Annotated in this window: 1 protein-coding gene; it reads right to left on the bottom strand. The window is 71.1% G+C overall.

The genetic code is table 11. The annotated features are described in order from the left end of the window. Positions 1 to 615, bottom strand: a 615-nt coding sequence (locus HUK84_RS21965; protein ID WP_176642013.1) for a TolC family protein, incomplete at both ends; no start/stop codon positions are given.

Below are 615 nucleotides of genomic sequence, written 5' to 3'. Positions count from 1 at the left end.
CCGCGCGCGGCCATCGGGACGCGGGCGGGCATCCGTTCGGGGAACGCACTTTCCCACCCGCCGCCCAGCGCGTCGTAAAGCTGCACCAGGTCGCGCGACAGCGCGCCGGTGCTGCCCGTCAGGTCGGTCTGCGCCCCCAGGACCTGCCGTTCGGCATCCAGCACCGTCAGGAACGTTACCATGCCGTGGCGATATTGGTCGCGCGCCAGGTCCAGCGCGCGCTGGTCGGACGCGACCTGCCGCTGCAGGCTGTCGCGGCGCATCTGTTCGTCGCGATAGGCCGTCAGCGCGTCATCGACCTCATGCCACGCCCCCAGCACCGTCCGGCGATAGGTGATCGCGGCCTCCTGCTGGGCCGCGTGGCGCAGTTCCAACTGGCCGCGCAGCCGCCCGCCCTGGAAGATCGGCAGGCTGATCGAGGGGCCGACATTCCACGTCTTTGCGTTCCAGAACCCCAGGTCGCGGAAGGACAGCGACTGGAACCCGAACCCGGCATTGATGGTCACGCGCGGATAGAACTCGGCCACGGCCTCGCCCACCTGGGCGGTGGCCGAGTGCAACTGCGCCTCGGCCTGGCGGATGTCGGGGCGGCGGCGCGCCAGTTCGGACGGCACG

This window comes from Nguyenibacter vanlangensis (assembly GCF_013376155.1).
Taxonomy (GTDB): domain Bacteria; phylum Pseudomonadota; class Alphaproteobacteria; order Acetobacterales; family Acetobacteraceae; genus Gluconacetobacter; species Gluconacetobacter vanlangensis.
This window is presented reverse-complemented; position numbering and strand designations above follow the sequence as displayed.